This window comes from Streptococcus sp. 151470009-6, from assembly GCF_053628175.1.
Genome location: NZ_JBSEZF010000003.1, coordinates 164783 through 188989 on the forward strand (window position 1 = coordinate 164783; position 24207 = coordinate 188989).

The 24207-nt window shown below is 43.6% G+C and carries 15 protein-coding genes; 14 read left to right on the forward strand and 1 reads right to left on the reverse strand.

Going from position 1 to position 24207, the window contains the following annotated elements; translation table 11 throughout:
- The first annotated feature begins 4 nt into the window (after positions 1 to 4).
- From ACUW6H_RS05925 to ACUW6H_RS05955, 7 genes are all read left to right on the forward strand, one after another.
- A complete protein-coding gene (locus ACUW6H_RS05925; RefSeq protein WP_454362777.1) occupies positions 5 to 808 on the forward strand; it encodes a phosphatidate cytidylyltransferase in 804 nt (267 codons plus the stop codon).
- 15 nt (positions 809 to 823) lie between these two features.
- On the forward strand, positions 824 to 2080 hold the full coding sequence (gene rseP, locus ACUW6H_RS05930) for an RIP metalloprotease RseP (RefSeq protein WP_454362779.1): 1257 nt from the start codon (positions 824 to 826) through the stop codon (positions 2078 to 2080).
- Positions 2081 to 2096: 16 nt separating this feature from the next.
- Positions 2097 to 3950, forward strand: a complete 1854-nt coding sequence (locus tag ACUW6H_RS05935) for a proline--tRNA ligase (RefSeq protein WP_454362781.1) — start codon at positions 2097 to 2099, stop codon at positions 3948 to 3950.
- A 107-nt stretch (positions 3951 to 4057) separates the two neighbouring features.
- Positions 4058 to 5437, forward strand: coding sequence for a glycoside hydrolase family 1 protein (locus ACUW6H_RS05940; RefSeq protein ID WP_454362783.1), 1380 nt, complete (start codon positions 4058 to 4060; stop codon positions 5435 to 5437).
- Positions 5438 to 5931: 494 nt separating this feature from the next.
- Positions 5932 to 7740, forward strand: coding sequence for a glutamine--fructose-6-phosphate transaminase (isomerizing) (glmS, locus tag ACUW6H_RS05945; protein WP_454362785.1), 1809 nt, complete (start codon positions 5932 to 5934; stop codon positions 7738 to 7740).
- Positions 7741 to 7925: 185 nt separating this feature from the next.
- Positions 7926 to 8537 carry a helix-turn-helix domain-containing protein gene (locus ACUW6H_RS05950; protein WP_049536829.1) on the forward strand — a complete coding sequence of 204 codons (612 nt, stop codon included), beginning with the start codon at positions 7926 to 7928 and terminating at the stop codon, positions 8535 to 8537.
- 40 nt (positions 8538 to 8577) lie between these two features.
- The gene (locus ACUW6H_RS05955; RefSeq protein WP_454362787.1) at positions 8578 to 9111 is read left to right on the forward strand and encodes a hypothetical protein; all 534 of its coding nucleotides are present in this window, start codon (positions 8578 to 8580) and stop codon (positions 9109 to 9111) included.
- 228 nt (positions 9112 to 9339) lie between these two features.
- On the opposite strand, the gene ACUW6H_RS05960 is transcribed toward ACUW6H_RS05955, so the two are convergent.
- The gene (locus ACUW6H_RS05960) at positions 9340 to 13056 is read right to left on the reverse strand and encodes a pullulanase (protein ID WP_454362789.1); all 3717 of its coding nucleotides are present in this window, start codon (positions 13054 to 13056) and stop codon (positions 9340 to 9342) included.
- 441 nt (positions 13057 to 13497) lie between these two features.
- On the opposite strand from ACUW6H_RS05960, the gene rpoB reads away from it, so the two are divergent.
- The 7 genes from rpoB (at position 13498) to lytR (ending at position 24178) form a co-directional block, all read left to right on the forward strand.
- A complete protein-coding gene (gene rpoB / locus ACUW6H_RS05965) occupies positions 13498 to 17109 on the forward strand; it encodes a DNA-directed RNA polymerase subunit beta (protein WP_454362791.1) in 3612 nt (1203 codons plus the stop codon).
- Between the two features lie 32 nt (positions 17110 to 17141).
- Positions 17142 to 20807 carry a DNA-directed RNA polymerase subunit beta' gene (gene rpoC / locus ACUW6H_RS05970; RefSeq protein WP_454362793.1) on the forward strand — a complete coding sequence of 1222 codons (3666 nt, stop codon included), beginning with the start codon at positions 17142 to 17144 and terminating at the stop codon, positions 20805 to 20807.
- Between the two features lie 110 nt (positions 20808 to 20917).
- A complete protein-coding gene (gene ndk, locus ACUW6H_RS05975; RefSeq protein ID WP_454362795.1) occupies positions 20918 to 21337 on the forward strand; it encodes a nucleoside-diphosphate kinase in 420 nt (139 codons plus the stop codon).
- Positions 21338 to 21471: 134 nt separating this feature from the next.
- Positions 21472 to 22095 carry a hypothetical protein gene (locus tag ACUW6H_RS05980; protein ID WP_454362797.1) on the forward strand — a complete coding sequence of 208 codons (624 nt, stop codon included), beginning with the start codon at positions 21472 to 21474 and terminating at the stop codon, positions 22093 to 22095.
- An 83-nt stretch (positions 22096 to 22178) separates the two neighbouring features.
- Entirely contained in the window at positions 22179 to 22622 is a 444-nt protein-coding gene (gene tsaE / locus ACUW6H_RS05985) for a tRNA (adenosine(37)-N6)-threonylcarbamoyltransferase complex ATPase subunit type 1 TsaE (protein ID WP_454362799.1), read from the forward strand.
- The gene (locus ACUW6H_RS05990) at positions 22612 to 23133 is read left to right on the forward strand and encodes an N-acetyltransferase family protein (RefSeq protein ID WP_454362801.1); all 522 of its coding nucleotides are present in this window, start codon (positions 22612 to 22614) and stop codon (positions 23131 to 23133) included. Before tsaE ends, ACUW6H_RS05990 begins: the two co-directional genes overlap by 11 nt.
- Before the next feature lie 4 nt (positions 23134 to 23137).
- On the forward strand, positions 23138 to 24178 hold the full coding sequence (gene lytR, locus ACUW6H_RS05995; protein WP_454362803.1) for a glycopolymer--peptidoglycan transferase LytR: 1041 nt from the start codon (positions 23138 to 23140) through the stop codon (positions 24176 to 24178).
- The last annotated feature ends 29 nt before the right edge of the window (positions 24179 to 24207 follow it).

Below are 24207 nucleotides of genomic sequence, written 5' to 3' on the forward strand. Positions count from 1 at the left end.
AGATATGACCAAGGATTTACAAAAGAGAACATTGTTTGCAGTATTGGCCCTGGCGATTTTCCTTCCAGTCTTGTTTGTGGGAGGACTCTTGTTGCAGATAGGAATTGGTTTGTTAGCCATGCTAGCTGTCCATGAACTCTTGCACATGAAGGGGCTAAAGACCATGACCATCGAGGGTGCCTTGACCCTCTTTGCGACCTTTGCTCTCACAATCCCCTTAGAAAATTACCTAACTTTTTTGCCAGTTGATGGGAATGTGGTTGCCTACAGCGTTTTAATTACGATTATGCTAGGGACCACCGTTTTCAGTAAAAGCTATACGATTGAAGATGCCGCTTTTCCAATTGCTGTGAGTTTTTATGTTGGTTTTGGCTTTAACGCCTTACTAGATGCTCGGGTGGCAGGTTTTGACAAGGTGCTTCTGGCCCTCTTTATCGTCTGGGCGACAGATAGCGCAGCTTACCTGATAGGGATGAATTTTGGTAAGCATAAGTTGGCTCCGAGAGTTTCTCCCAATAAGAGCATTGAGGGCTTTATCGGTGGTATTCTAGGTGCGGTACTGGTAACAGCAATCTTCATGCTTGTAGACAGTACAGTTGCTCTTCCTTATGGGATTTATAGAATGAGCCTCTTTGCCGTCTTCTTCAGTGTGGCAGGTCAGTTTGGTGACTTGATTGAGAGTGCTATGAAACGCCATTTTGGTGTCAAGGATTCTGGAAAATTTATCCCTGGACATGGCGGTGTGTTGGATCGCTTTGACAGCATGCTGATTGTGTTTCCAATGATGCACTTATTTGGCCTGTTTTAAAGAAAGGAATATTGAATGATTGGATTGCTAACCTTTATCCTCGTTTTTGGGATTATTGTGGTGGTGCATGAGTTTGGACATTTTTATTTTGCCAAGAAATCAGGCATTCTAGTTCGTGAATTTGCCATTGGTATGGGGCCCAAGATTTTTTCCCATATCGGTAAGGATGGCACTGCTTATACCATTCGAATCCTTCCTTTAGGAGGGTATGTTCGTATGGCTGGTTGGGGTGATGATGCGACGGAGATCAAGACAGGAACTCCGGTCAGTTTAACACTTGCCGAAGATGGTAAGGTCAAACGAATCAATCTATCTGGGAAGAAACTGGATCAAACAGCTCTTCCTATGCAGGTAACCCAGTTTGACTTTGAAGACAAGCTCTTTATCAAGGGCTTGGTATTGGAAGAAGAAAAGACCTTTGCAGTGGATCACGATGCAACAGTTGTTGAGGCAGATGGAACCGAAGTACGCATTGCCCCTCTGGATGTACAGTACCAAAATGCTTCTATCTGGGGTAAGCTCATCACCAACTTTGCAGGTCCTATGAATAACTTTATCTTAGGTGTTGTTGTTTTTTGGATCCTGATCTTTTTGCAGGGTGGTGTTAGAGACACTCAGACCAATCTCTTTCATGTCATGCCAGAGGGAGCTTTGGCTAAGGTGGGCGTAGCTGAGACAGCTCAAATCACTAAGGTCGGCTCCCACGAAGTTAAGAATTGGCAGGACTTGATTCAGGCTGTGGAAGCAGATACAAAGGATAAGACTGCCCCGACCTTGGATGTGACTATTTCTGAAAATGGTAGCGAAAAACAAGTCACGGTAACGCCAGAAGAAAATCAAGGACGCTATATTCTTGGGGTTCAACCGGTAGTCAAGTCAGACTTTCTATCCATGTTTGTTGGTGGATTTACAACCGCTGCTGACTCTGGTCTCCGTATCCTTTCGGCTCTGAAAAACTTGATTTTCCATCCAGATTTGAACAAACTCGGTGGTCCCGTTGCCATTTTTAAGGCAAGTAGCGATGCTGCTAAAAATGGAATTGAGAATGTCCTCTACTTCCTAGCCATGATTTCCATCAATATCGGGATTTTTAATTTGATTCCTATCCCGGCTTTGGATGGTGGAAAGATTGTGCTCAATATCCTAGAGGCTATCCGCCGGAAACCCCTTAAACAAGAAATTGAAACCTATGTCACCATGGCTGGTGTAGTTATCATGGTTGTCTTGATGCTAGCTGTGACTTGGAATGACATTATGCGACTCTTCTTTTAGATAATCGAGGAATATTATGAAACAAAGTAAAATGCTAATCCCTACGCTTCGCGAAATGCCAAGCGATGCTCAAGTTATCAGTCACGCCCTTATGTTGCGTGCTGGTTATGTTCGTCAAGTTTCTGCTGGTGTTTATTCTTACCTACCACTCGCTAACCGTGTGATTGAAAAGGCTAAGAACATCATGCGTCAAGAATTTGATAAGATTGGTGCCGTGGAAATGTTGGCTCCAGCCCTTCTAAGCGCTGATCTCTGGCGTGAATCAGGCCGTTATGAAACCTATGGTGAAGACCTTTATAAACTGAAAAACCGTGAAAAGTCTGACTTTATCCTAGGTCCAACACACGAAGAGACTTTCACAGCCATTGTTCGTGACTCTGTTAAGTCTTATAAGCAATTGCCACTCAATCTTTACCAAATTCAGCCTAAGTACCGTGATGAAAAACGTCCACGTAACGGTCTTCTCCGTACGCGTGAATTTATCATGAAAGACGGCTATAGTTTCCATGCTAATTATGATAGCTTGGATGTGACTTATGACGAGTACAAGGCGGCCTACGAACGAATTTTCACTCGTAGTGGTTTGGATTTCAAGGCTATTATCGGTGACGGTGGGGCTATGGGTGGTAAGGACAGCCAAGAATTTATGGCTATTACACCTGCTCGTACAGATCTCGACCGCTGGGTTGTCTTAGATAAGTCAGTTGCCTCATTTGATGAAATTCCTGCAGAAGTGCAAGAAGAAATCAAGGCAGAATTGCTCAAATGGATGGTTTCTGGTGAAGACACCATTGCCTACTCAAGTGAGTCTAGCTATGCGGCTAACTTAGAAATGGCAACAAACGAGTACAAACCAAGCAACCGTGTCGTTGCCGAAGAAGAAGTGACTCGAGTGGAAACTCCAGATGTTAAATCCATCGATGAAGTGGCAGCCTTCCTTAACGTTCCAGAAGAGCAAACCATTAAAACCCTCTTCTACATGGCAGATGGTGAGCTTGTCGCAGCCCTTCTAGTTGGAAATGACCAACTCAACGAAGTCAAGTTGAAAAACCACTTGGGTGCAGATTTCTTTGACGTTGCGAGCGAGGAAGAAGTCGCAAGTGTCGTCCCAGCAGGCTTTGGTTCGCTTGGACCAGTTGCTTTGCCAGAAAATGTGAAAATCATTGCTGACCGCAAGGTGCAAGATGTTCGCAATGCTGTTGTAGGGGCTAACGAAGATGGCTACCATTTGACGGGTGTGAACCCAGGTCGTGATTTCACTGCAGAATACGTGGATATTCGCGAAGTTCGTGAGGGTGAAATTTCCCCAGACGGACAAGGTGTCCTAAACTTCGCCCGTGGTATTGAGATCGGTCATATTTTCAAACTCGGCACTCGTTATTCAGCAAGTATGGGCGCAGATGTTTTGGATGAAAATGGTCGTGCTGTGCCAATCATCATGGGATGTTACGGTATTGGTGTTAGCCGTCTTCTCTCAGCAGTTATGGAGCAACACGCTCGCCTCTTTGTCAATAAAACTCCAAAAGGTGAATACCGTTACGCTTGGGGAGTTAACTTCCCTAAAGAATTGGCGCCATTCGATGTGCATTTGATTCCAGTTAATGTCAAGGATGAAGAAAGTCTTTCATTGACAAATCGTATCGAAGAAGCTTTGGTAAATAAAGGTTACGAAGTCTTGACGGATGACCGTAACGAACGGGTCGGAGTGAAGTTCAGCGATAGCGACTTGATTGGTCTGCCAATCCGTATTACTGTTGGGAAGAAAGCGGCTGATGGTATTGTCGAAGTTAAGATCAAGGCGACTGGTGACACCATTGAAGTTCACGCAGACAACTTGCTTGAAACTCTTGAAATCCTAAGCAAAAAATAAAAACTATAATCAGAAGAAAAACAAGGCAAAAATGTAACTAGTTTTTACCTTGTTTTTTCTATATAATGAGAGTGAAGAAATACATCATCAAGTTAAGAGGTATAAAAATGTTAAAATTTCCAAAGGATTTTGTCTGGGGTTCCTCTACTTCTGGACCACAGACAGAAGGTCGTGTACCTGGTGACGGAAAGGGAGACAATCTCTGGGATTATTGGTTCCAAGTAGAGCCAAATCGTTACTACAATGGAATTGGACCTGACAAAACATCGTCTTTTTACGAAAACTGGGAAAAAGATATAGAACTCTTGCTAGAAACTGGTCACACAGCCTTTCGGACTTCTATCCAGTGGTCTCGTATTTTCCCGCAAGGTCGTGGAAAAGTCAATCCTCAAGGTGTGGCTTTCTACCGTCAGGTATTTGAAGCGATTAAGGCCAAGGGCATTCGTCTCTTAGTCAATCTCTATCACTTTGACCTGCCTTTTGCCCTGCAGGAAGATGGGGATGGTTGGGAAAACAAGGCGACCATTAAGGCCTACGAAGACTATGCTCGTTTCTGTTTTGAGACCTATGGTGACTTGGTGGACCAATGGATCACCTTCAATGAGCCGATTGTTCCTGTGGAGTTTGGCTATTTTTATGATGCCCACTATCCTCACAAGGTGGATGCCAAAGCGGCGGTTCAGGTAGCTTATAATACACAACTGGCTAGTAGTCTTGCGGTGAAGGCTTGTCATGAGGTTCTGCCTGATTCTAAGATTGGGATTGTCCTCAACTTGACACCAGCCTACCCACGTAGTCAACATCCTGCAGATATCAAGGCTGCTCGCATTGCCGACCTCTTCCAAGCCCAGTCTTTCCTAGATCCATCTGTCTTGGGAACTTATCCAGAAGAATTGGTGGAGATTTTAGCTGAGCATGATTTACTGCCAGATTCTACTGCTGAAGAGTTGGAGCTTATTCGCCAGCATACAGTAGACTTTCTTGGAGTCAACTACTACCAGCCTCTGCGCGTCATGGCCCCACGTTTTGCCAAGCATCCAGACAGTCCGCTCTTGCCTGAACATTTCTATGAGCCTTATGTCATGCCAGGCCGTAAAATTAATCCACACCGTGGTTGGGAAATTTATGAGCAAGGGATTTACCATATCGCTCAAAATATCAAGGAAAACTATGGCAATATCGAGTGGATGTTGACCGAAAACGGCATGGGTGTTGAAGGCGAAGATAAATTCCGAGAGAATGGAATGATTCAAGATGACTATCGTATCGACTTTGTCAAAGGGCATCTTGCTGAGCTTCATCGCGCCATTGAAGACGGTGCTAACTGTAAAGGTTACTTAATCTGGACCTTTATTGATTGCTGGTCATGGCTCAATAGCTACAAGAACCGATATGGTTTGGTTGAGCTTGATTTGGAAACGCAGGAACGTCGTCTAAAAAAATCAGGCCACTGGTTCAAAGAGCTCAGTGAAAATAATGGATTTTAAGAATAAAAAGTGAGGTGATCTTCATCTCACTTTTTATTATAAGATCATCACCAAGCTTCCAATTGCAACCAGGATTCATTCACCGATTGTTTTAGTGCTCTGGATATCTCGTAGAAAAAATCCTAAAACAAGACTAATGAGGAGACGGAATTTATGGACACAAGCTACCTCAGTCCGATTGCCCATCTGTAAGGCCTTGTAGTAGCAGAGATAGGAGGCGTCCATGGGGAAAATCATACAAGATGAGAAGAGAAGATGAAAGTACTAAGAAAAATCACATGGCAACCTCCTCCTCTTACGACTATAAGTAAAGCATCTGCCTTGTCAGCTATTAGGTGAAATCTCAATTTCAGGAACTCTATAGAAACTATACCAATTTTTATCCTTGACAAGTGAGAAAAACAAGTATATACTGTTTTTGCTGATTCCGTAAAAGGGAAATCAGACTATACCAATTTAAGGAGAAAGCACAGTTAGTCTGTGTCGTATATACTATGTGTGGAATTGTTGGTGTTGTTGGAAACACAAATGCAACTGATATTTTGATTCAAGGGCTTGAAAAGCTCGAATACCGTGGTTATGATTCTGCGGGGATTTTTGTCCTAGGTGGTGCTGAAAATCATCTAGTTAAGGCTGTCGGTCGTATAGCAGAATTGTCTGCTAAGACAGCTGGTGTTGAGGGAACAACTGGTATCGGACATACGCGTTGGGCGACTCATGGAAAACCAACTGAGGACAACGCTCACCCACATCGCTCTGAGACTGGACGTTTTGTCTTGGTGCACAATGGAGTGATTGAAAACTACCTTGAAATTAAGGAAGAATATCTTGCAGGTCACCACTTCAAGGGGCAAACAGATACGGAAATCGCCGTTCACTTGATTGGAAAATTTGCAGAAGAAGATGGTTTGTCAGTTCTTGAAGCTTTCAAAAAAGCCCTTCACATCATCCGTGGTTCTTATGCCTTTGCCTTGATTGACTCTGAAAATCCAGATGTCATCTATGTCGCTAAGAACAAATCACCACTTTTGATTGGTCTTGGAGATGGCTACAACATGGTCTGCTCAGATGCCATGGCCATGATTCGTGAAACTAACCAATACATGGAAATTCATGACCAAGAGTTGGTAATCGTCAAGGCTGATAGTGTCGAAGTGCAAGACTATGATGGCAATCGCCGTGAGCGTGCTAGCTACACTGCTGAGCTAGACTTGTCAGATATCGGTAAGGGAACTTACCCTTACTACATGCTCAAGGAAATCGATGAGCAACCAACGGTGATGCGTAAACTCATCCAAGCCTACACAGATGAGGCTGGTCAAGTAGTGGTTGACCCAGCTATCATCAAGGCTGTTCAAGATGCAGACCGCATCTATATCCTCGCAGCTGGGACATCTTACCACGCAGGATTTGCTTCTAAGAAGATGCTGGAAGAATTGACGGATACACCAGTCGAATTGGGTATTTCATCTGAGTGGGGCTATGGTATGCCACTTCTCAGCAAAAAACCACTCTTTATCTTTATCAGCCAGTCTGGTGAAACAGCTGACAGCCGTCAGGTTTTGGTCAAGGCTAATGAAATGGGGATTCCGAGCTTGACAGTGACAAACGTTCCTGGTTCAACTCTTTCACGTGAAGCCAACCATACTATGTTGCTTCATGCAGGTCCTGAAATTGCCGTAGCATCAACAAAGGCCTATACAGCACAAATCGCAGCACTTGCCTTCCTTGCAAAAGCTGTCGGAGAAGCAAATGGCAATGCCAAAGCCCAAGCCTTTGACCTGGTTCATGAGTTGTCAATCGTAGCTCAGTCTATCGAATCAACCCTTTCAGAAAAAGAAACCATTGATGCTAAAGTTCGTGACCTTCTTGAAACAACTCGCAACGCCTTTTACATCGGACGTGGTCAAGATTACTACGTAGCCATGGAAGCAAGTCTCAAACTCAAAGAGATTTCTTATATCCAGTGTGAAGGCTTTGCAGCAGGAGAACTCAAGCACGGAACCATTGCCTTGATTGAAGAAGGAACGCCTGTCTTGGCTCTCTTGTCAGATCCAGTCCTTGCCAACCATACTCGTGGAAATATCCAAGAGGTTGCAGCCCGTGGTGCCAAGGTTCTTACTATCGCAGAAGAAAATGTTGCCAAAGAGACAGACGACATCGTCCTGACGACCGTCCACCCTTACCTCTCACCAATCTCAATGGTCGTGCCAACGCAATTGGTCGCTTACTTCGCAACGCTACACCGTGGCCTTGATGTGGACAAACCACGTAACCTTGCCAAGTCAGTAACAGTAGAATAAGCTAAAAGAGTCTAGTTTGCCAGAAGTAGGGTATAATGTAACTATATAACAAATCGGAATTTATAGGGATTTGTATTGAAAAACACATTTGCAACTGCAAGTTGACATATTTCTATATTTTAATGGTGGCTATGCAACCAACGAAATTGTTATGATTGTATCATAAAAGAAAGGAGTGTTGTCAAATGAACATGGCAGACAGAATACAATATTTAAGAAAAACTAAAGGAATATCACAAGAAGAACTTGCTGATAAGGTAGGTGTTTCAAGACAAGCTGTTTCAAAATGGGAAAGTGAACAAAGTACACCTGAGTTAGAAAAAGTAATTATAATGAGTGATTATTTTGGTGTTACTACAGACTATATTTTAAAAGGAATTGAACCGGTAGTAGATAAAGAACAAAAAAATAGAGAATTTGCGAGCAAGGTACTTTATATCTCATCAACAGCTTTTATTGCTATTGGATTGTTTTGTGCATTTGCTGAATGGTATGAAAAACAAACAATGGAAGCTATTTTGGGGGCAATAATTATTCAAGTGGTAGGAATTGTTGGATATTTTATCGCAAGAATATTATCAGAAGAAAAAGCACCGTTTTATGTGAATTGGCTTAATATAATTGGAATTGCTTTTATGCCTACTTCTATGGCTACTGGTTTTATTTCATTGTTGATTTTCAAACAGGGGTGGGTTGCGCCATATCCTATAGGAATATTTCACACTTTGAATTTTATACTTGTTCTATTTGTGATTTTGATTACAAGTTATATTATTTTAAAAAAACAAACAAAATAGCATTTTCTCACTCCTATATTGTATACTCTAAGGAGAAAAAATGAAGAAGAAAAAAAATATTATTGCTATGCTGGTTGGTATCGTCTTGTCTAGTTCTTTCTTGATACGTACGGTCTTGATCCATCAGCAGAGACAAGCGAAAAAGCAAAACCTGGAACGGATTGCTGCGGTGCAAGAGACGGTTCAGTCTCAAGATCAAAAGAAAGCTGAAGAGCAGAAAGAACACTTTAAAAAGGCGTTTGATGGTATGGATAAAACTTCCATTCTAATGAAAGACTACGATAGCCACACAAAGATTAATGCGGACTACAGTTTTGGTACCAAGGATGGAGTACACTACCTAGTAGAATTAAAAACAGGGAATAAAGTAGCTCTGGAAGGTGTGGACAAGGCCTTTCCTTTGTCTGTCAAAAACGAGGACACAAATAGTACGGAGCTTGCCCTAGTTGTCCGTAAAAACCAAGCCTGGTACATGATTGATACAAAGGGTGAGACGATTTACGCTTTTGAACAAACAGAATTGACAGAAAACTCGAAATTGACTTTGAAAGACAAGGAACTGATAGTTGAGTAATTCATAGATTTCGAAATTTTTTTCCCCTATTATGCTGGGTAAAGATTGATAAATATAAAAAACAACACCCCATGACTAGAAGAGTCTTCTAATCATGGGGTGTTTTTCTATAGGAGGGCTAGTTTATACTCTTCGAAAATCTCTTTAAACCTCGTCAGCTTCGCCTTGCCGTACTCGAGTAAAGCCTGCGGCTAGCTTCCTAGTTTACTCTTTGATTTTCATTGAGTGTTATTTCTTTTTCTTGTTTTTTATCAACCATCCAAGTCCGAGAAGGGCAAGGATACTGAATCCAGCAAGGGCAAGGAGGGATTTGCTCTCAGTTCCTGTGTTTGGAAGGAGGTTCTGAGAGTGAGCCTCTGCAGCAGTTTCTTGAGTTTCAGGATTGGCTGCTAGGTTTTGAGCTTGACCTTGTTCTGGTTCAACTTCCAAGCTAGAAAGATCAAATTCTGGTTTTTCTTCCACAGCTGGGGCGACAATAGCACCACCTTGAGACAAGCGGAGAACAACGGCAGTGAGAGCGTTCAATTTCAAGCCTTTTTCAGTCCATTCGAGACCTTGAGGTTTAGCGATTCCTACTGGTCCGGCTTGATTTTCATCTGCGAGGACTTCAGCCTTTCTCAAGTGAGCAAAGGCAGTTCCTAGAGTAAATTCGCGAGCCTTACTATCCGCATTGACAAAGACAGCGTAGATATCTCCATTTGGAGCTGTGATTTGGTAGCCGATGACCACATCTTCTTTTTCAACGCCATTTTGTCCTGGAACAGTAATGAGGTGGACGCGCTCTTTGATGTCTTGCAGACTCTTGAGTCGGAAGGCATCTGTCGATTGACGAAGGGCGATCAAACCTTTCATATAGTCACGGCTCTTGACATTTTCAGGATATGCTTTGCCGTCAGTTGCTTTGGTCCAATCAAACTTGTTGACAGCATCACTAGAGTCGTAAGAGTCATGGATAAAGTAAGGATAGACAAATGGCTTGCCGTCCTTGTCACGCAACAAGTGAGACTTGTTTGGAACCTTATCTTCAGGAACAGGAGTCTTATAGGCTGGGTCAAGGAATTGTTTGGTACGTCCATATTCCTGCCCAGAGTGGATAAACGGAGTTCCTTGAGCAGTCAAGACCATGAGGTTTCCAAGTCGCAAACGACGATGAATCTCAGCGTAGTTTTCAGCCTTACTTGGGTCTTTTTTGATAGACTGAGCTATGATGTCAAAGAGGGTCAAGTTATCATGGGCTGCGATATACTGGATAACATCTCCAGGACTGTCTGCTTCAAAGTTAGTTGGTTGAGCAATCAGATTTTTAAAGATGGTATTGATATCGCGTTTTCCACCTGTGATAAAGGCAGGTTGGCCTTCGTTTGGATAACCAGACTTGAGGTTGTTACGGATATCATCTGAAAAGACAGCGACAGTATCGGTATGTTTCATCCAATCTTGGTCAGCAGCTTTTGTAGGCATATTTTCGTCTCCAGCATAGGTTCTCCAACCTTCGCCTAGCATGATTAGATTTGGATTAAGGGCGCGTGCAGCCTTGTAAGCTTCTTCGATTGAAGCCGCATCGTGGTCCCCCATCATATCGAAGCGGAAACCATCCACCTTGTAGGTTTCAACCAGATACTTGATAGAGTCTACCAAGACACGTTTAGACATGTAGTGGGTAGTTCCCAGACGGCCGCCTCCAAAGCTAGTCCGTGGTGTTCCGTCTGCATCCATAAAGTGATAGTAGTTTGGCTCAATATCTTCAAAAATATCAACATTGGCAGTATGGTTGTAGACCACGTCCAAGATAGCCCCCATGCCACGTTTGTGGATTTCGTTGATGAGGTTTTTGAATTCTGCGATACGTTTTTCTGGATCTTTAGGATCGCTTGAGTACATACCAGTCAAGGAGAAGTAGTTTTGAGGGTCATATCCCCAGTTGTAGTTGCTGTTGCTTGAAGCATAGGCAGACAAACGTTCATGGTTCTTCAATTCATTGACAAAGTAGTAGGACAAGACTGGAAGGAGTTGGATATGAGTCACACCCAAGTCTTTGAGATAGTCTAGTTTTTCGATAAAGGCTTCAAAGGTACCAAATGGCTTGGTCAAGTCTTTTGCGATGGCAGGATCCGAAGTGAAGTCACGAACATGAGCTTCGTAGATAACGGCATCTTCACGCGATTTGAAGTTGCGAATCTTCCCGTAGGTCAAGTCTTGTGGGCCTAGTTTGGCTGGGTCAACAAAGGCGGCTTTAGCGACTTTATGGGCAGCGTCTGTTTTTGCAAGGTCGCTGTTCCAGGCTGCTAGTGATTTGGCATAAGGATCAAGAACGAGGACAGTTTTACCTTGGCGCTCGATCTGGTAGTGGTAGTAGTAGCCAGTGTAGTTGCTGATACCGAGACCAGAGTTTGCATCCAGAGTTTGTTTCCAGGTTCCTTTTTCTCCTTTTTCAAGGGCGACAGTTCCAACTACCTTTTCAGGATCTTTCTTGTCATAGACAACAACGGAAACCTTATCAGCACTTGGAGACCAGAGGGTGAGGTCAACACGCTTGCCATCTTCTTTTAGGGTTGCACCGAGTGGACCATCGTAACTGTAGGTCTCATCCTTGAGGCGCCAGCTTGAACGTGTGGTAAAGCGGTCTGAATCGTAGCGGACTGTGTAAGGGTGTTGGGTATCAGAGAAGTCGCCGATGTAGGTCACTTTCTTACCAGCTTCATCTACTTCCACATCTGTGATGGCTACTTTATTCCCTTTATGATCAGTGATGCTGGAGTGTTTGAGGATATCGTCTTTCTTAGCTCCGACTAGGGTAGAAAAGCTGCTTTCGATACGAGATTTAGCTACGTGTTGAGCACCAGTCATGCGGATATCGTGCACATAGTAGGGGTTGGTGTAGATGGTTTCGTCATCATCCTTGAGAAAAATCTGACTGTGATTTTTTAGATCCGTGAATTTATAATCCTCTTTTCTGATTTTCACATCATCGCCTTTCTTGCTTTCGTCTAGTAATAAAAATCCAAATTCTCTTGCGGCTTCATTGAGTGGGATATCAATGTAACGGCCATGTTTTCCAGTTGCAGTAAAGTCTGTTCCGTCAGGCCATTCTCCACTGCTTGGGTTTTTGACATCGCCCCAATACCAGAGTGATTTCTTGTCATAGTTTCCGTCGGTACGGTAGTAGTTGACACGGACTGTTCCCGCTGGCTGAGGACGGTAGTTGTATACCTTATAGTTTTCATCTAGCCAAGCCTCGTTCATTTTTGGAGAAAGGCGCTCTACTGAACGGTCTCCAGTAAGGTTATCTCCTTTGGTGTTATTGATGAGGAAGCTGACCTTCTTGGCTTGCTCATTTTTGAGTTTGATGTCTAGGTAATAGCCATAGTCGTCTTTCTTGGCATCCTTGAAGGACTTGGCTCCATTGGGCCAGTTTTCAGAAGGTTTTTCAACATCGTCCCAAGTCCAAAGACCTTGGGAATCCTTGTTTTCCTCAGGGAGTTTTTTCACATGGATGCGGAAGTGGTTGTCTGCGATGGGTTCTTCAGAACTAGTGTCTGCTTGTGGTTTTTGATCTGAAGTTGGCGTCGAAGTGCTGGCATCTACTTTCTCTTCCTTGCTGTTAGCCTGGCTTGTAGTAGCATCTTCTGTTTTAGGTGTTTCTGGTGCTGTAGTAGTTTCCACAGCTGGAGCTTCTTTTTTAGCGTCAAGGGAAGCGTTTGCATTCTTTTGTTCAGAAATAGGCGTTTCCTTTTGTGTTTGACTTGCTTCAGTCTCGGTAGGAGCCTTAGCCACAGCACTAGTATTTTCCTGAGCTTGAGGAAGGTTTTCGTTAGCCGAAATGGTTGGCATTGCAGCAGAAAGTAGGACAATGCTGGCACCGATAAGGACAGAGCCTGTTCCATTTTTCAAGGAACGAATACCGTAAACCATTTTTTTCTCAGTTTGAGATGGGATCTTTTTCATCACAATTCTCCTTGTGTAGTTATTCCCTATCAGTATAGCATGAGGTAAACATTTATGCAAGCGTTTTCCTAGTTTTTGAGAGAAAATTTTATGCTTCATTCTTTTGAAAAGTTAAAGCATTTTATAGGAAAAGATTGTTTGAAAAATGGTAAAAAAACCTTGAAAAATCTTGGCCAATAAGGTATAATAAGAATAATCATTTGTCGTAGGTTTTGTCTGAAATATTGTCCAGACAGGACTCACAGCAGTTAAATCTCCTGAAAAAGTCGGATTTAGCTGCTCTTTTTGTGCTTTTTTTCGTTTTTTTGAGTTTTTGTAACATAAATTTAAAAATTCTGAAAATTATCCAAAAGGACACGGTGATAGGGGTTTTACAACCATATGACGATTAGAAAAGCCTGATTGACAAGGCTTGGAATTTATTTACAAAGGAGAATCATCTTGGCAGGACATGACGTTCAATACGGGAAACATCGTACCCGTCGTAGTTTTTCAAGAATCAAAGAAGTTCTTGACTTACCAAATTTGATTGAAATTCAAACGGATTCATTCAAAGATTTCCTAGATCACGGTCTTAAGGAAGTATTTGAAGATGTATTGCCAATTTCAAACTTCACAGACACAATGGAGTTGGAATTTGTTGGCTATGAAATCAAGGAACCAAAATACACGCTCGAAGAAGCTCGTATCCACGATGCTAGCTACTCAGCACCAATTTTTGTAACCTTCCGCTTGATCAATAAAGAAACAGGCGAAATCAAGACCCAAGAAGTCTTCTTTGGTGATTTCCCAATCATGACCGAAATGGGTACTTTCATCATCAACGGTGGTGAACGTATTATCGTTTCTCAGTTGGTCCGCTCACCAGGTGTTTACTTTAATGACAAAGTAGACAAGAACGGTAAAGTGGGCTACGGTTCGACTGTTATCCCTAACCGTGGAGCTTGGTTGGAACTTGAAAGCGACTCAAAAGACATTGCTTATACTCGTATTGACCGTACTCGTAAGATTCCATTTACGACCTTGGTTCGTGCGCTTGGTTTCTCAGGTGATGATGAAATCTTTGATATCTTTGGGGACAGCGAATTGGTTCGCAATACTGTTGAAAAAGATATCCACAAGAATCCAATGGACTCTCGTACAGACGAAGCCTTGAAAGAAATCTACGAACGCCTTCGTCCAGGTGAGCCTAAGACTGCTGAAAGCTCACGTAGCTTGCTTGTAGCACGTTTCTTCGACCCACGTCGCTATGACTTAGCAGCCGTTGGTCGTTACAAGATCAATAAAAAACTCAACGTTAAAACACGCTTGCTCAACCAAACCATTGCGGAGCCATTGGTAGACCCTGAAACTGGTGAAATCTTGGTAGAAGCTGGTACCGTTATGACTCGTAGCGTGATTGAAAGTATCGAGAGTCACTTGGATGGCGACTTGAACAAGATTGTTTATATTCCAAACGATGCAGCTGTTCTGACAGAACCAGTTGTGCTTCAAAAATTCAAGGTTGTTGCTCCAACAGACCCAGACCGTGTTGTAACCATCATCGGAAATGCCAATCCAGACGACAAGGTTCGTGTTGTAACTCCTGCGGATATCCTTGCAGAGATGAGCTACTTCCTCAACTTGGCTGAAGGTATCGGACGTGTGGATGATATCGACCACCTTGGGAACCGTCGTATCCGTGCAGTTGGTGAATTGCTTGCTAACCAAGTACGTCTTGGACTTTCTCGTATGGAACGTAATGTCCGTGAACGTATGTCTGTTCAAGACAATGAAGTCTTGACACCGCAACAAATCATCAACATCCGTCCTGTAACAGCTGCGGTTAAAGAATTCTTTGGTTCATCACAGTTGTCACAGTTCATGGACCAACACAATCCACTTTCTGAGTTGTCTCACAAACGCCGTTTGTCAGCCTTAGGACCTGGTGGTTTGACACGTGACCGTGCTGGATATGAAGTACGTGACGTGCATTACACTCACTATGGTCGTATGTGTCCAATCGAGACGCCTGAAGGACCAAACATCGGTTTGATTAACAACTTGTCATCATACGGACACTTGAACAAGTATGGCTTTGTTCAAACACCATACCGTAAGGTTGACCGCGAAACAGGTGTTGTGACCAACGAGATTGTTTGGTTGACAGCAGATGAAGAAGATGAATTTACTGTGGCGCAGGCCAACTCACGTTTGAACGAAGATGGTACTTTTGCTGAGAAAACTGTAATGGGACGTCACCAAGGGGTCAACCAAGAGTATCCAGCAGAAGTGGTTGACTACATGGACGTGTCACCAAAACAGGTAGTTGCCGTTGCGACTGCATGTATTCCATTCTTGGAAAACGATGACTCCAACCGTGCCCTCATGGGTGCCAACATGCAACGTCAGGCTGTACCATTGATTGATCCAAAAGCGCCTTACGTTGGTACTGGTATGGAATACCAAGCAGCTCATGACTCAGGTGCAGCTGTGATTGCTCAGCATGGTGGTAAAGTTACTTACGCAGATGCTGACAAGGTAGAAGTTCGTCGTGAAGATAACTCACTTGATGTTTACCACATCCAAAAATTCCGTCGTTCAAACTCAGGTACTGCTTACAACCAACGGACTCTCGTAAAAGTTGGTGATGTCGTTGAAAAAGGCGACTTTATCGCTGACGGACCTTCTATGGAAAAAGGTGAAATGGCGCTTGGACAAAACCCAATCGTTGCCTACATGACATGGGAAGGTTACAACTTCGAGGATGCCGTTATCATGAGCGAACGCTTGGTCAAAGACGATGTCTACACATCTGTCCACCTTGAAGAATACGAATCAGAAACCCGCGATACAAAGCTTGGACCTGAAGAAATTACTCGTGAAATTCCAAACGTTGGTGAAGATGCCCTTAAGGACCTTGACGAAATGGGAATTATCCGTATCGGTGCTGAGGTTAAAGAAGGAGATATCCTTGTAGGTAAAGTCACACCTAAGGGAGAGAAAGACCTTTCAGCTGAAGAACGTCTCTTGCACGCTATCTTCGGAGACAAGTCTCGTGAAGTGCGTGACACTTCTCTCCGTGTACCTCATGGTGCCGATGGTGTCGTTCGTGATGTTAAGATCTTTACACGTGCAAATGGTGATGAGTTGCAATCAGGTGTTAACATGCTAGTTCGTGTCTACATCGCTCAAAAACGTAAGATCAAGGTCGGAGATAAGATGGCCGGACGTCACGGAAACAAAGGGGTTGTCTCTCGTATTGTACCTGTAGAAGACATGCCTTACCTTCCAGATGGAACTCCAGTCGATATCATGTTGAACCCACTTGGGGTGCCATCACGTATGAATATCGGTCAGGTTATGGAACTCCACCTTGGGATGGCAGCTCGTACTCTTGGTATCCACATCGCAACACCAGTCTTTGACGGAGCAAGTTCGGAAGACCTTTGGGACACTGTTAAAGAAGCAGGTATGGACAGTGATGCCAAGACAATCCTTTACGATGGACGTACAGGTGAGCCGTTTGACAACCGTGTATCAGTTGGTGTCATGTACATGATCAAACTCCACCACATGGTTGATGATAAATTGCACGCGCGTTCAGTCGGACCTTACTCAACCGTTACTCAACAACCACTCGGAGGTAAAGCTCAGTTTGGTGGACAACGTTTCGGTGAGATGGAGGTTTGGGCTCTTGAAGCCTACGGTGCGTCAAATGTCCTTCAAGAAATCTTGACTTACAAGTCTGACGATATCAACGGACGTTTGAAAGCTTATGAAGCTATTACAAAAGGAAAACCAATTCCAAAACCAGGTGTTCCAGAATCTTTCCGAGTTCTTGTAAAAGAATTGCAATCTCTTGGTCTTGACATGCGTGTCCTTGACGAAGATGACCAAGAAGTGGAACTTCGTGACTTGGATGAAGGAATGGACGAAGATGTCATCCACGTAGATGACCTTGAAAAAGCCCGCGAAAAAGCAGCCCAAGAGGCTAAAGCAGCCTTTGAAGCTGAAGAAGCTGAAAAAGCAACAAAAGCGGAAGCAACAGAAGAAGCTGCTGAACAAGAATAAGCAGTTCACTTAAAATAGAAAGGGAAGAAATAGTGGTTGATGTAAATCGTTTTAAAAGTATGCAAATCACCCTAGCTTCTCCAAGCAAAGTCCGTTCATGGTCTTATGGAGAAGTCAAAAAACCTGAAACAATCAATTACCGTACCTTGAAACCAGAACGTGAAGGACTCTTTGACGAAGTGATCTTTGGTCCTACAAAAGACTGGGAATGTGCTTGTGGCAAGTACAAACGCATTCGTTACAGAGGGATTGTTTGTGACCGCTGTGGGGTTGAAGTAACGCGTACAAAAGTTCGTCGTGAGCGTATGGGGCACATCGAGTTGAAAGCTCCTGTATCTCACATCTGGTACTTCAAGGGGATTCCAAGCCGTATGGGCTTGACCCTTGATATGAGCCCTCGTGCCCTCGAGGAAGTGATCTACTTTGCGGCTTATGTGGTGATTGATCCGAAGGATACACCACTTGAGCACAAGTCAATCATGACAGAGCGTGAATACCGTGAGCGCTTGCGTGAGTATGGTTATGGATCATTCGTTGCCAAGATGGGTGCCGAAGCTATCCAAGACCTCTTGAAACAAGTAGATCTTGAAAAAGAAATTGCGGCACTCAAAGAAGAGTTGAAAACAGCTACTGGACAAAAACGTGTCAAAGCCATCCGTCGTTTGGATGTTTTGGATGCCTTTTACAAGTCTGGAAACAAACCTGAATGGATGATTCTCAACATCCTTCCAGTTATTCCACCAGATCTTCGTCCAATGTTGCAGTTGGATGGTGGCCGTTTTGCCTCATCTGACTTGAACGACCTTTACCGTCGTGTTATCAACCGTAACAACCGTTTGGCTCGTTTGCTTGAGTTGAATGCACCAGGTATCATCGTTCAAAATGAGAAGCGTATGCTTCAAGAAGCGGTTGACGCTTTGATTGACAACGGTCGTCGTGGCCGCCCAATCACAGGGCCAGGTAGCCGTCCACTCAAATCATTGAGCCACATGCTCAAAGGGAAACAAGGACGCTTCCGTCAAAACTTGCTCGGTAAACGTGTTGACTTCTCAGGACGTTCCGTTATCGCCGTTGGTCCAACTCTTAAGATGTACCAATGTGGTGTGCCACGTGAAATGGCAATCGAGCTCTTTAAACCTTTCGTCATGCGTGAAATTGTCGCTCGTGACATCGTGCAAAACGTTAAAGCGGCTAAACGCTTGGTAGAACGTGGAGATGAACGTATCTGGGATATCCTCGAAGAAGTGATTAAAGAACACCCAGTACTTTTGAACCGCGCACCTACCCTTCACCGTTTGGGTATCCAAGCCTTTGAACCTGTCTTGATTGACGGTAAAGCTCTTCGCTTGCATCCGCTTGTCTGTGAAGCCTACAATGCCGACTTTGACGGTGACCAAATGGCCATCCACGTACCACTTTCAGAAGAAGCCCAAGCAGAAGCTCGTATCTTGATGTTGGCTGCTGAGCATATCTTGAACCCGAAAGATGGGAAACCAGTTGTTACTCCATCTCAGGACATGGTTTTGGGTAACTACTATTTGACCATGGAAGAAGCTGGTCGTGAAGGTGAAGGAATGGTCTTCAAAGACCGTGACGAAGCTGTTATGGCTTACCGCAATGGCTATGTTCACCTCCACTCACGTGTTGGTATTGCAACAGACAGTCTCAACAAACCTTGGACTGAAGAGCAAAAACACAAGGTCTTGCTGACAACAGTTGGTAAAATCCTCTTCAATGACATCATGCCAGAGGGTCTGCCTTACTTGCAAGAACCAACAAATGCCAACTTAACAGAAGGTGTTCCAGCTAAGTACTTCTTGCCACTAGGTGGAGATATCAAGGAAGCAATTCGCAACCTTGAACTCAACCCGCCATTTAAGAAGAAAAACCTTGGAAATATCATCGCTGAAATCTTCAAACGTTTCCGTACGACAGAAACATCTGCCCTACTTGACCGTATGAAGAACCTCGGTTACCACCACTCAACTCTTGCAGGTTTGACAGTGGGTATTGCCGATATCCCAGTCGTTGAAGACAAGGCTGAAATCATCGAAGAATCACACAAACGTGTAGAACAAATCACCAAACAATTCCGTCGTGGTATGATCACAGACGACGAGCGCTACAATGCAGTTACCGCTGAATGGCGTGCAGCTCGTGAAAAATTGGAGAAACGCTTGGTTGCCAACCAAGATCCGAAGAACCCAATCGTTATGATGATGGACTCTGGAGCTCGTGGTAACATATCCAACTTCTCACAGCTTGCCGGTATGCGTGGTCTGATGGCTGCTCCGAACGGACGTATCATGGAATTGCCAATCCTTTCAAACTTCCGCGAAGGTTTGTCAGTACTCGAAATGTTCTTCTCAACTCACGGTGCTCGTAAAGGAATGACCGATACGGCCCTTAAGACAGCCGATTCAGGTTACTTGACTCGTCGTTTGGTTGACGTTGCCCAAGACGTTATCATCCGTGAGGACGACTGTGGAACAGACCGTGGTCTCTTGATCCGCTCTATCGCAGAAGGAAAAGAGATGATCGAGTCTCTCGAAGAACGCCTCAACGGTCGTTACACTAAGAAAACTGTTAAACATCCAGAAACTGGTGCAGTGATCATCGGTCCAAATGAGTTGATTACAGAAGACAAGGCGCGTGAAATTGTCAATGCTGGTGTGGAAGAAGTGACTATCCGTTCCGTATTTACATGTAACACTCGTCATGGTGTCTGCCGTCACTGTTACGGTATCAACTTGGCGACTGGTGATGCGGTTGAAGTTGGTGAAGCAGTTGGTACAATCGCTGCCCAATCTATCGGGGAACCTGGTACACAGCTTACCATGCGTACCTTCCACACGGGTGGGGTTGCCTCAAATACCGATATCACTCAGGGTCTTCCTCGTGTCCAAGAAATCTTTGAAGCCCGCAATCCGAAAGGGGAAGCGGTCATCACAGAGGTTAAAGGACAAGTTACTGCTATTGAAGAAGACGCTTCAACTCGTACTAAGAAAGTCTTCGTTAAGGGTGAAACTGGAGAAGGCGAATACGTGGTACCATTTACAGCACGTATGCGTGTCGAAGTTGGAGACCAAGTCTCTCGCGGTGCAGCATTGACAGAAGGTTCTATCCAACCAAAACGTCTCCTTGCTGTTCGTGATGTCTTGTCAGTTGAAACTTACCTTCTCGGTGAAGTACAAAAAGTTTACCGTAGCCAAGGGGTAGAAATCGGTGACAAACACATCGAGGTAATGGTTCGTCAAATGATCCGTAAAGTTCGTGTCATGGATCCAGGTGACACAGACCTCCTCATGGGTACCCTCATGGACATCAACGACTTTACAGATGCCAACAAAGATGTTCTTATCGCAGGTGGAGTTCCAGCGACTGGTCGCCCAGTTCTTATGGGAATCACCAAAGCCTCACTTGAAACCAACAGTTTCTTGTCAGCGGCTTCCTTCCAGGAAACAACCCGTGTCCTTACAGATGCGGCCATCCGTGGTAAGAAAGACCATCTCCTTGGACTCAAGGAAAATGTTATCATCGGTAAGATCATCCCAGCAGGTACTGGTATGGCTCGCTACCGTAACCTTGAACCACAAGCTATCAATGAAGCAGCCTATCTGGCTCCAGAACAAGAAGAGACAGAACTTGCTCCAGTAGATGAAGCTGTGGAAATCCAAGTGGAAGAAACAGTAGAATAAAAGCAAACAAGAGAACCTTTGGGTTCTCTTTGCTTTGTTTCAGAAAATTTTCCCACTTTTCCATAAAGTGTGGTAGAATAGAAGAACTAAAATGCCAAGGAGGTGTCCATATGGAACAAACATTCTTTATCATTAAGCCAGATGGAGTGAAAAGAGGTCTGATTGGTCAGGTTCTGAAAAGAATTGAGGAACGCGGTTTCAAAATCGAAAAATTAGAGTTGCGTTCAGCAGTTTCAGAAGATTTGATTGACCAACACTATCAAGACTTGGTTGAAAAAAGTTTTTATCCTCCTATCCGTCAGTTTATGACTTCAGGACCAGTAGTGGTAGGCATTCTATCAGGTCCGAAAGTGATTGAAACCTGGCGGACTATGATGGGAGCTACTCGTCCAGAAGAAGCCTCGCCTGGAACTATCCGAGGAGATTTTGCTAGAGCGACAGGAGACAATCAAGCCATTCAAAATGTAGTTCACGGCTCCGATTCGGAAGCTTCTGCAAAACGTGAAATTGCTCTCTGGTTTAAGGATTAGACTGGTAAAAGAACAGTTTTGTGCACAACAGAGCTGTTTTTTGGTCAGTTGAGCACAAAAAAAGAACACTTGAGAGGGCATTCTTCATTTCACATTCCTTACAGGGTATAATCCCTTATATGGAGGGATAAGAAATGATAAAATCAATTCGCCTATTATTGTTGGCTGCGGTCATCCAGATTAGTTTTGCTAGTTGCTTATTATGGAAAGAATCTTTTTTATCTTTGAAGCAGACCAATGCTTATTTTTTAATTTTGATAGTAGGAATTTCTGTTTTTTGTGCTGGGGTAAATTATTTCCATACAGCAGACCAGTCAAAGCACAGTATTTTACATGTTCAAAAGAAAGTGAGTCTTATTTATGGCCTTCTTTTAGTAGTCAATCTTCTGGCAACCTGTCTGCTTCTCTCAGAAAGCATCCAAACTACTAGCAAGATGCAGCAGGAACTGGTTGACCTCTTTTTACCCTCCTTCTTTTTCTTGCTAGGAGTAGATCTATTGATTTTCTTACCTTTTGATAAAATTTTTCGAGATATAGAAAATCACCTTAATAAAAAGCAAACAGTCGTTGTTTCTGTTCTAGCTACGATGTTTTTCTTGAGAAATCCTTTTGTCATTTCCTCGATTCTCCTGTATGTCGGCATTGGTTTTCTATGCGCACGTTTTCTTTTCCCAGAATGCCTTCACAGAGAAATTTCCTTTTATAGCCATCTGATTCGGGATATCCTGTTTGTTTTTGCGATTTTTCTATTCTTTTAAGTAGAGGATAATTCTTTAAAATCATTATAGTAAGTTTGTAAAGAAAATTCACACAAAAGGAAACTTTTTGGTATAATAGTAGCATGCACACAAAAAATGAAGAAGAGCTTCTAGCTCTCGGAGAAAGATTAGGCCGTATCCTGCAAAAAGACGATGTTCTGATCTTGACGGGCGAGTTGGGCGCGGGTAAAACAACCTTTACAAAAGGCCTTGCCAAGGGTTTGGATATCCGTCAGATGATTAAAAGTCCAACCTATACCATTGTCAGAGAGTACGAAGGGCGTTTGCCACTTTACCACCTTGATGTTTACCGTATCGAAGGGGACGCTGATTCTATTGACTTGGATGAGTTTCTCTTTGGTGGTGGTGTAACTGTTATCGAGTGGGGGCATCTTTTGGGTGAGGATTTACCAGATTCCTACTTGGAGTTGGAAATTTTGAAAGAAGCCGAGGGTCGTTGCCTTCTATTTACAGCTCATGGTTCTCGGGCTGAACACCTAATTAAGGAGCTTCAGGATGGAGTATGAATTGTGTATTCGTGAGGCTGAGATTCAAGATGCCGCAGCTTTGGTTGCATTTTTAAATCAAGTCGGTCGAGAGACAGACTTCACTAGCTTGGATGAACATGGCATAGGGATGACTGCGTCTGATATGGCTCTTTTCATCGAAAAACAAGCTGCTTCAGAAAATCAAATTACTCTCCTCGCCTTGCTGAATGATGAGATTGCAGGTGTTTTGAATATCACTGCTGATCAGCGTGTAAGGGTTCGGCATATTGGAGATGTTTTTTTGGCGATTCAAAAGAAATTTTGGAACCAAGGTTTGGCTACCATACTTCTAGAAGAAGGTATTGAGTGGGCTAAAGCCAGTGCTGTTTTGCGTCGCTTACAACTAAGTGTGCAAAAACGAAATGAGGCCGCTATCCACCTCTATTCAAAAATGGGATTTATCACAGAAGGCTTGCAAGAAAGAGGAGCCTATTTAGCAGAAGGGACATTTTTAGATGTTTGCCTTATGGGCAGACTGATAGATGAATAACGAGATGATCAAAAAATTAATTGGAATGGTGCTAGCTTTTCTAGCAGTAACAGTTGTAGGTGTAGCGGTTTATGGTTACACCATTTTCCAACAAGGAACAGCAACCTTGAGTGAAAAGACTTATAAAAAGATTGGTGAAGAAACCAACGTTATCGAAGCGACTGAGCCTCTGACCATCCTCTTGATGGGGGTAGATACGGGAAATGTGGAACGTACAGATCCATGGGTGGGGAATAGTGATTCTATGATTCTCTTGACGGTTAATCCCAAAACAAAGAAAACCACTATGATGAGTTTGGAACGGGATATTTTAACTAAGATTGACCTTGGAAACGGCCAAGTTCAGGAAGCCAAACTCAATGCTGCCTATGCCAATGGCGGTGCGGAACTGGCGATTTCTACTATTCAAAAGATGATGAATATCCATATAGACCGCTATGTCATGGTCAATATGCAAGGTCTTCAACAATTGGTGGATGCAGTTGGGGGAATCACCGTCAACAATACACTCGGTTTCCCGATTTCGATTGCTGACCAAGAAGAGTTTAATAAGATTTCCATTGGTGTTGGAGAACAAACCTTGAATGGTGAGGAAGCCCTGGTGTATTCACGGATGCGTTACCAAGACCCTGAAGGAGACTATGGTCGTCAAAAACGTCAGCGTGAAGTCATTCAAAAGATCGTTGAGAAAGTTTTGAGCCTAAACAGTGTGAGCCACTATCAAGGCATCCTCAAAGCATTGAGCAACAATATGCAGACCAACGTAGATCTTTCAGCCAAGAGCATTCCACAATTGCTCGGCTATCAGGATTCCTTCAAGAATATCGAAACGCATCAATTGCGTGGGGAAGATGCTGAGTTGCAGGGGATTTCTTATCAAATTGTCACCTCAGAACATATGCTCGAAATGCAAAATCTTTTACGTCGTTCACTAGGTAAAGAGGAAGTGACTGAGTTGGAAACCAATGTTGTTCTTTACGAGACGGCATTTGGTCGACCTGGACCTTCATCAAGTACTAGTTCTTCAAGCGAAGAAACAGAATAAAAAAGATTAAATCGTGGGAAACTTCCTGC